Origin of the sequence: Armatimonas sp. (assembly GCF_043760365.1) — a bacterium.
Lineage (GTDB): Bacteria > Armatimonadota > Armatimonadia > Armatimonadales > Armatimonadaceae > Armatimonas.
The window spans coordinates 1-7,483 of record NZ_JAYUPA010001011.1 but is presented as its reverse complement, the minus strand read 5'-3'; the positions used below and the strand labels follow the sequence as shown (position 1 = coordinate 7,483).

8 protein-coding genes and 1 riboswitch are annotated in these 7,483 nt (G+C 57.9%); of the genes, 4 read left to right on the top strand and 4 right to left on the bottom strand.

The genetic code is table 11. The annotated features are described in order from the left end of the window. Positions 1–964, bottom strand: a 964-nt coding sequence (locus tag ACH2EH_RS25615; RefSeq protein WP_395146259.1) for an adenosylhomocysteinase, incomplete at its 3' end; no start/stop codon positions are given. Between the two features lie 55 nt (positions 965–1,019). Further along, positions 1,020–1,088, bottom strand: a riboswitch (S-adenosyl-L-homocysteine riboswitch). Between the two features lie 60 nt (positions 1,089–1,148). Here ACH2EH_RS25615 and ACH2EH_RS25610 point away from each other — a divergent pair. The 3 genes from ACH2EH_RS25610 to ACH2EH_RS25600 are packed head-to-tail and all read left to right on the top strand — an operon-like array spanning position 1,149 to position 3,981. Next, a complete protein-coding gene (locus tag ACH2EH_RS25610; protein ID WP_395146258.1) occupies positions 1,149–3,104 on the top strand; it encodes a DUF6785 family protein in 1,956 nt (651 codons plus the stop codon). A 48-nt stretch (positions 3,105–3,152) separates the two neighbouring features. Further along, positions 3,153–3,692, top strand: a complete 540-nt coding sequence (locus ACH2EH_RS25605) for a type VI secretion system tube protein Hcp (protein WP_395146257.1) — start codon at positions 3,153–3,155, stop codon at positions 3,690–3,692. Between the two features lie 34 nt (positions 3,693–3,726). Continuing rightward, positions 3,727–3,981: a hypothetical protein gene (locus tag ACH2EH_RS25600; protein WP_395146256.1), complete on the top strand. Its 255-nt coding sequence runs from the start codon at positions 3,727–3,729 to the stop codon at positions 3,979–3,981. A gap of 114 nt (positions 3,982–4,095) precedes the next feature. Here the strand turns inward: ACH2EH_RS25600 and ACH2EH_RS25595 are convergent, their stop codons facing one another. Next, positions 4,096–4,473 (bottom strand): endonuclease domain-containing protein, encoded by a 378-nt coding sequence (locus tag ACH2EH_RS25595; protein ID WP_395146255.1) that lies wholly within the window; start codon positions 4,471–4,473, stop codon positions 4,096–4,098. Between the two features lie 232 nt (positions 4,474–4,705). Between ACH2EH_RS25595 and ACH2EH_RS25590 the strand changes: the two genes are divergently transcribed. Beyond that, positions 4,706–6,304 carry an ABC-F family ATP-binding cassette domain-containing protein gene (locus tag ACH2EH_RS25590; RefSeq protein WP_395146254.1) on the top strand — a complete coding sequence of 533 codons (1,599 nt, stop codon included), beginning with the start codon at positions 4,706–4,708 and terminating at the stop codon, positions 6,302–6,304. Between the two features lie 40 nt (positions 6,305–6,344). Here the strand turns inward: ACH2EH_RS25590 and ACH2EH_RS25585 are convergent, their stop codons facing one another. Both ACH2EH_RS25585 and ACH2EH_RS25580 read right to left on the bottom strand, forming a co-directional pair. Further along, complete coding sequence (locus tag ACH2EH_RS25585; protein WP_395146253.1) at positions 6,345–7,160, bottom strand: carbohydrate ABC transporter permease; 816 nt, start codon at positions 7,158–7,160, stop codon at positions 6,345–6,347. Beyond that, positions 7,157–7,483: carbohydrate ABC transporter permease (locus ACH2EH_RS25580; protein WP_395146252.1), on the bottom strand; the 327-nt coding region annotated here is incomplete at its 5' end. The genes ACH2EH_RS25580 and ACH2EH_RS25585, both read right to left, overlap by 4 nt.

The following is a 7,483-nucleotide window of genomic DNA, read 5'->3' as shown; positions in this document are numbered from 1 at the left end:
TGCCCGTGGTGGTGACGAAGATATCGGCCTTGTCGGCGGCATACTCCATCGTGACCACGCGGTAGCCTTCCATCGCGGCCTGGAGCGCGTTGATCGGGTCAATTTCCGTCACCCAGACCTGGGCGGACAGTGCACGCAGTGCCTGCGCACTTCCCTTGCCCACATCGCCGTAGCCACAGACCACGGCCACTTTTCCGGCGATCATCACGTCGGTGGCGCGCTTGATGCCGTCCACTAAAGACTCGCGGCAGCCGTAGAGATTGTCGAACTTGCTCTTGGTGACCGAGTCGTTCACGTTGAAGGCACGCATCTTCAGCTCGCCCTTGCGGCTCATCTCCAAAAGGCGGTGAACGCCCGTGGTGGTCTCTTCGGTGACGCCCTTGACTTCGGCCAGCCGTACAGAATACCAGGTCGGGTCAACCGCGAGCTTGGCCTTGATGCTGGCGTAGAGAATAGTTTCTTCCTCGGAGGTTGGGTTGTCGAGAACGGAGAGATCGGTCTCCGCCTTGGTACCCAGATGCAGAAGAAGGGTCGCATCGCCCCCATCATCAAGAATCATGTTGGTGTAGCTGCCATCAGGCCACTCGAAGATCTTGTGGGTGTAGTCCCAGTACTCGGTCAGCGTCTCGCCTTTCGTGGCGAAGACGGCGGTTCCCCCATCGGCGATGGCGGCGGCGGCGTGATCCTGGGTCGAGTAGATATTACAGCTCGCCCAGCGTACTTGTGCGCCCAGTGCCTCAAGGGTCTGGATCAGAACAGCGGTCTGGATTGTCATGTGCAGCGAGCCCGTGATCCGCGCATTCTTCAGAGGCTGCGCATCAGCGTACTCGGCGCGAATGGCCATGAGGCCGGGCATCTCGGTCTCGGCGATGGCGATCTCCTTGCGCCCCCACTCCGCGAGCCCCAGATCGGCCACGATAAAATCGGTAGCCAGTGTTTTAGTGTCCGTTTTGTTTTCAGTCATGATAGTTGTCTTATGTTGTCTCGTCTAACAAAAGAAAAAGCCCACCGGGGGCTTCCCCTGGTGAGCGCGGTTTGATAGCTGAGCCTGATCCGTAAAATAACGAATTGCAGCACTCCTCAGCTTGCGCTCAGTGTACCACATCCAAGCAGGAATTATGTCGGCATCTGTTGAATGATCACACGCTATGGGTGATGATTCGACGGCTCCTGTTCGTACTCGCGTTCGCTGGGGACTGACTTTCCCCATTGCGCTGGTACTCATTCTGCTCAACGCCTTCTGGGTGATTCGAGCGGAGCGTGTGGGCAGCGGGCCATTTTTCTCCACGATCTCTCTGTTTGCCAACGGCCTCTTTCTGCTGAGTATTGTGCTGCTTCTCAACTGGCCGCTCCGCCGCTTCGCCCCCAAGCTCGCGCTCAGCCAGGGAGAGCTTCTTCTGATCTATGCCATGGTCAGTGTCGGTGGGGCACTGGCGGGGCAGGACATGTGCTCCGCACTGCTGCCGCTGCTCGCCCACCCGTATCAATTTGATAATGCGACCAACAACTGGCTGGAGCGCTTCGGACAGTTTCTTCCCAAGGCCGTGATGGTCGGAGACACGCCAACGGAAAAAGAGGCGCTCAAGCTTTTTTATCAAGGCCACTCGACACTCTACACCCCCGAGCACCTCAATGCCTGGCAGACGCCCGTGCTGCTCTGGACGGGCTTTGTGGCGGTACTTTTCTGGACCATGCTCTGCCTCTCGGTGCTGATGCGCCAGGGCTGGCAAGACCGCGAGCGCCTGCCGTTTCCGGTGATCGAGCTGCCGATTCAGCTCACGGAGCAGAAAAAAGACACCCTCTGGACCAATAAGCTCTTTTGGATTGGCTTCGGGCTGGTCGCGTGTATCGAGGTTCTCAATGGGCTCGCCTCGCTCTATCCGCAGCTTCCCACCGTCAATCTTCAGCACACCGATGTGGCGGGCACGGGAGTCTTCGCGACCTCTCCCTGGAACGCGGCGGGCTTTACCTGCTACTCGTTCTATCCGTTCGCCGTGGGCCTCGGGTATCTCTTGCCTCTTGACTTGATCTTCTCCTGCTGGTTCTTCTATCTGTTCTGGAAAGCGCAGCTGATTCTCTCGCGGCTCATGGCCTGGGATGTCACCCCGGACTTCCCCTTTGTTCGTGAGCAAGCCTTTGGCGGCTACATCGCCTTGCTCGTGTTTCTGCTCTGGAACGGGCGCAGCTACTTTGCGCAGATGTGGAAGCGCATCTGGAAAGAGGCGTCCGATCTGGACGACTCCCAGGAGGCGCTCAGCTACCGCCAGGCCCTAGTCGGCTTCTTGATCGGGTTTCTGGTTATGGTCGGCTTCTTCGCCTGGATGGGGCTCTCGCCGCTGGTCTCGTTTGCAGCATTTTTTATCTATATTGCACTCGCGCTCGCCGTGGGCCGTATCCGCGCCGAGCTCGGTCCTCCCGTCCACGACCTGCACTTCTCCGGGCCGGATCACATTCTGACACGCTCGTTTGGCACCCCCGCGTTCTCGGGACAAGACCTCACTATCCTGACGTTTTTCTACTGGTTCAACCGCGCGTACCGCTCACACCCGATGCCCTTTGCCATTGAGGGCTTGAAAGCCGCCAAGGATGTGAAGATGAGCCAGAAGGTGATGTTCTGGGGGCTCGTGCTCGCGGGCGCGTTCGGGGCGTTCGCCGCGCTCTGGGCCTACCTGCACCTCTCCTACGACTTTGGGGCATCAGGCAAGATGCGCGGCGGCCAGGGGTTCTCCGCCGAGGGCTACAACCGCCTCAATGGCTGGATGACCCAGCCGCAGGCCCCCAACGGGATCGCCAATGGGGCAATGGTCGTGGGCTTTGTCTTTTGCGCCCTTCTGATGATCGCGCGCATCAAGTTCCCCTGGTGGCCCTTTCACCCTATCGGCTACGCCATCTCCGGCTCGTGGAGCATGAACCTGGTCTGGATGCCGCTGCTCTTTGCCTGGATCCTCAAGGGCCTGATCCTGCGCTATGGTGGCGTCAGGATGTACCGACAAGCCATGCCGTTTTTCCTTGGCCTGATTCTGGGTCAGTGCCTTGTCGGCTCGTTCTGGCACCTGATCGGCTGGGCGCTGGACATCCAGCCCTACTCGTTCTGGGGCGGTTAGCACGGGAGAAATGCGGTTAGCACTGGCGAAATCTTGGTACAATGCCCCATGAAACGAATATTTTTTACACTCTGTTTTCTCCTGACCACTGTCGTCCTCCCAACGGGAGCTGATGCGCTCTCACCCCACTCCGCGCAGCAGAAATCTCCCCTACCCAAAGATGCCAAATCAGGTTCCATGATCCTCGAAGGAATTACAGCAGGCCCAGGTCCATTGGGGGCTGTTCTCCCGTTCACGACGTACAAGTTTGGGGCCACGAATACCGGGGGAAGCAGTTTCGGCGGTGGCGCGGGAGCCGGTAAAGTCTCTTTCTCCGATATCACCCTCACACGCTTGGCGGACGAGGCATCTCCCGAGATATTTATCAACTGCGCAATGGGTATGCATCTCAAGAGCGCTGTCCTGAAAGTAGGGGGCTTCACCATCACTCTGACCGATGTTATGATCACCAGCCACCAGTTCGCCGACGAGACAAGTGGCAATACTGCGCCCAACGAATCCATGACCATGAACTTTGCACGATACGAAATTACCTCACCAGGGGGCAAGAAGATGGGCTGGGATGTCAAGGCCAACAAAAAAGTCTAGCGTGTGACGTGAAAAGTCTAGCGTGTGACGTGAGATGAATCAAAAGAAAAAGAAGCCGCTCGTGCCGCCGCAAGCAGCGCCTCAGGAGAGCCCCCGTCGTCGGAAGATTTTCTGGGCGATCGTTGTTGCGCTCTATAGCCTCGGCTATGCCCTCTCCGTCTGGGGCAATCTCTACTTTGGCCTTCCCCGAAACCAAGCTTTCCTGCGCGCCTTCACCACCATGCTTCTGGTAATTCTGATTCAAGCCCCCCTCTATTTCTGGTATCGAAAACGACTGCGGAGTGCTTAAGTTTCTGCTCACCTTCCCTCCCCCGGCTTACTTTCCCTCCCCCCGCTCGTTCCTCACGACCCCCTCCCTTCCCGTTATCGGGAGGGAGGGGGCCGGGGGGAGGGAGGGCAATCACTACTCCTCCCGTTTGGCCGCAATGTGCGCTAGAACACGAGGGAGCTCGTGCAGAACTTCCTCATTGGTGAAACGCAGAAACTCGTAGCCATGTGCCTCGATCCAGCGCTGGCGTTCTTCATCACGCTCTCTCACGGCGGGCTCCGTGTGAATCCCTCCATCCACCTCAACCACCAGCTTATGCTGAGGACAGTAGAAATCCAGAATAAACGTCTCCACGGGGTGCTGTCGCCAAAAACGCATCCCCTGAAGCTGGCGACCACGCAATGCTTCCCAGAGAACGCGCTCCGCAGGAGTGCCTTCCCTGCGAAGCTCACGAGCGCGTGCCACAAGCTCTGGGGTGGCATGGCGATACCGATGACGGGCTGTTGGAACCATTGTAAAATCAAACCTCCGCCCGTAGAACGGCTGGCACCCCCCGAATCTTATAAACCAGGGAGAATTTATTTTCCCCCCAACCCCCTCCCGTTATCGGGAGGGGATCGTGAGGAACGAGCGGGGGGAGGGAAAGTGAGCGGGGGAAGGGAAAACAAGGTGGAGGAGGGCAACAGAAATTTTGGATTAGCGAAAGACCCCCTCGGCGCGATACAATCGCAGGGTTTTTCCAAAAATGTTGACTGCTGACAAAATTTACAAATCGTTTGGGCCACAGGACGTGCTCAAAGATATCACTCTGCAACTAGGGGATCGCGACCGCATCGGTGTCGTGGGCCTCAATGGGCAGGGTAAGTCCACTCTTATCAAGATTCTGGCCGGGCTAGAGGACGCCGACAAAGGGGTAGTGAGTCGTCACGGCTCCACCGTCGGCTACCTCAACCAGGAGTCACAGTGCCGCCTTGGGGTGACTGTGGGCGAGGAGATGCGCGCCGCGTTCCCCGACATGGCCGATGTCGAAGCGCGCCTCATCGCCGCCTCACAGGCCATCGGAACCGGAGCCGTTACCAAGTCCGATGTGGCTGCGCTTGATAAAGCTGCCGATGACATGACTAAGCTGGAGGCACACACCATGGACGCCCGCATTGGTCGGGTTCTCTCCGGGCTGCGCTTTGAGCTCGATGCCGTGGACCGCCTCACCGATACCTACTCCGGGGGCTGGCAGATGCGTATCGCCATGGCGAAGCTTCTTCTCCAGGAGCCAGACTATCTGCTGCTCGATGAGCCGACCAACCACTTAGACACGGAGGCCAAGTTCTGGCTGATGTACGACTACATTCCCAGCTACCCTGGAACCGTGGTCTGCATCTCCCACGAAGTCGAGTTCCTCAACCTGACCAGCGATGAGATCTGGGAAGTTAAGGACATGACCGTCAATAAGTTCAAGGGCAACTACGACGACTATGTCCGCCTCGACGATGAGCGCTACCAGCGTGAGCTCAAGGCCTACGATGCTCAGCAGCGCGAGATCGCGGACTGGAAAGAGTTTGTCCAGCGCTGGCGGGGCAATAAGTCCAAGGCGGGAATGGTCGAGAGCCGTGTCAAGCAGCTCGAAAAGATTGACATTCTTCCCAAGCCCAAAGAGCGCCCCAAAACCATCTTCCTCCAGTTCCCTGAGCCACCCCGTGAGGCCCCCGAGCCGATCAGTATCGAGGGGGTCACCAAAGTTTACGGCGATAAAACCGTCCTGAACGGCATCACGCTCCCGATGGTCAAGCAAGACAAGATCGCTCTGACGGGGCCTAACGGCGCGGGCAAGTCCACGCTGCTAAAGCTCGTGGCGGGAATCGAGAAGCCCACTACAGGCAAGATTGTCATCAACCCCAAGACCGAGATCGGGTACTTCGCCCAGCACCAGGCGGAGGCACTCTCTCCCGAGCGGACGGTCTACGAGGAGACACTGGCGGGCATTGATCCCAAGCTGGAGGAGATGGCCCGTGGCTTGCTGGCGCGCCTACAGTTTCGCGGCGACGATGCCCCGTTCAAGAGAATCGGCGTGCTCTCGGGTGGGGAGCGTGCAAGAGTGGCGCTGGCCAAGTTTCTGCTGCGGCCCGCGAACTTCTATCTTCTGGATGAGCCCACCAACCACCTCGACCCACTCGCGCGTGAAGTTCTCATTGAGGCACTGAAGAAGTTCGAGGGCACGATCCTGATGTCCAGCCACGACCAGCTCCTGATTGATACGGTCGCCACCGGCATCTTCGAGATGGCCGAAGGCAAGCTAGAGATGGTACTCGATCCTGCCACCGAGCGCATTAAACGCGTCAATGTGTGAGCTGACCCCTTAACCCATGTTCTTGGGGGTTAAGGGGGGGTTATTTTAGCCCGGTGAGCGCGATGCCCTTCACAAAATAGCGCTGGGCGACGAAGAAAAGCGCAATGGTGGGCAGAATGTGGATCAGCGATGCGGCCATGAGCAGTTCTAGCTGCGTGCCATAGCTGTCCTGGAAGAGGCGCAGGCCAATGGAGACGGTGTACTTCTCCATGGAGTTCAAATAGATCAGCGGTCCCATGAACTCGTCCCAGTGGCTCACGAATGAGAACAACGTGGTGGTGATGAGTGCGGGACGAGCGAGCGGCAGGAGCACTTTCCACCAGATCACCAGCGGGTTCGCGCCATCAATCATCGCCGCTTCGTCGAGCTCGCGGGGAATGGTGAGAAAAAACTGGCGCAGCAGAAAGATCGTGAAGGCGCCGCCGCCAAAGAACGAAGGGACGATGAGAGGCGCAAACGTGTCAATCAGCCCGAGCTGTCGCCAGAGCAGAAAGACCGGGATCATGGTGACCTGTGAGGGCAGCATCATGGTCGAGAGCATCAGGTAAAAGAGCGCGTTCTTGCCCTTGAACTTGAAGCGCGCAAACCCGTAGGCCACCAGCGACGCCGAGAGGATCTGCCCAAACGTCGCGAACACGGTGATCGTGATCGTGTTCCTCACGAAGGTCGGGAAAGGCAGCTCTGTCCAGGCTTTTTTGAAGTTTTCAAATTGAATGGGATTCGGAATCCACTGCGGCGGCACAGCAAAGACCTGCTCGTTGGTCTTGAGCGCTGTGGAAACCGTCCAGAGAAACGGGATCGAGAAGAGAATGCCGCCAAAGATCAGCATCGCAAAAACACCAATACGCTGGATCATTCTTTGTCGCCCCCTTCGTAGTAGACCCATTTGGAGGCGTTCTTAAACTGCACCAGCGTAAAGCCGAGCAAGACAATAAAGAGAATCCAGGCCATCGCGCTGGCTTTACCGAGCTTAAACTCTCTAAAAGCGTTATTGTAGAGATAGAGTACGTACATCAGCGTCGAGTCTTCAGGGCCGCCGCCGGTCATGATATACGCCGACGTGAACACCTGGAACGAGCCGATGATGCCTAAGATCAAGTTGAAAAAGATTGTGGGTGACAGCATGGGCAGGGTCACATGGCGAAAGCACGTCCAACCCTTTGCCCCATCAAGCTGCGC

Coding starts and splice junctions, on each gene's coding strand:
- ACH2EH_RS25610 (WP_395146258.1), top strand. CDS start 1,149: ATGGGTGATGATTCGACGGCTCCTGTTCGTACTCGCGTTCGCTGGGGA.
- ACH2EH_RS25605 (WP_395146257.1), top strand. CDS start 3,153: ATGAAACGAATATTTTTTACACTCTGTTTTCTCCTGACCACTGTCGTC.
- ACH2EH_RS25600 (WP_395146256.1), top strand. CDS start 3,727: ATGAATCAAAAGAAAAAGAAGCCGCTCGTGCCGCCGCAAGCAGCGCCT.
- ACH2EH_RS25595 (WP_395146255.1), bottom strand. CDS start 4,473: ATGGTTCCAACAGCCCGTCATCGGTATCGCCATGCCACCCCAGAGCTT.
- ACH2EH_RS25590 (WP_395146254.1), top strand. CDS start 4,706: ATGTTGACTGCTGACAAAATTTACAAATCGTTTGGGCCACAGGACGTG.
- ACH2EH_RS25585 (WP_395146253.1), bottom strand. CDS start 7,160: ATGATCCAGCGTATTGGTGTTTTTGCGATGCTGATCTTTGGCGGCATT.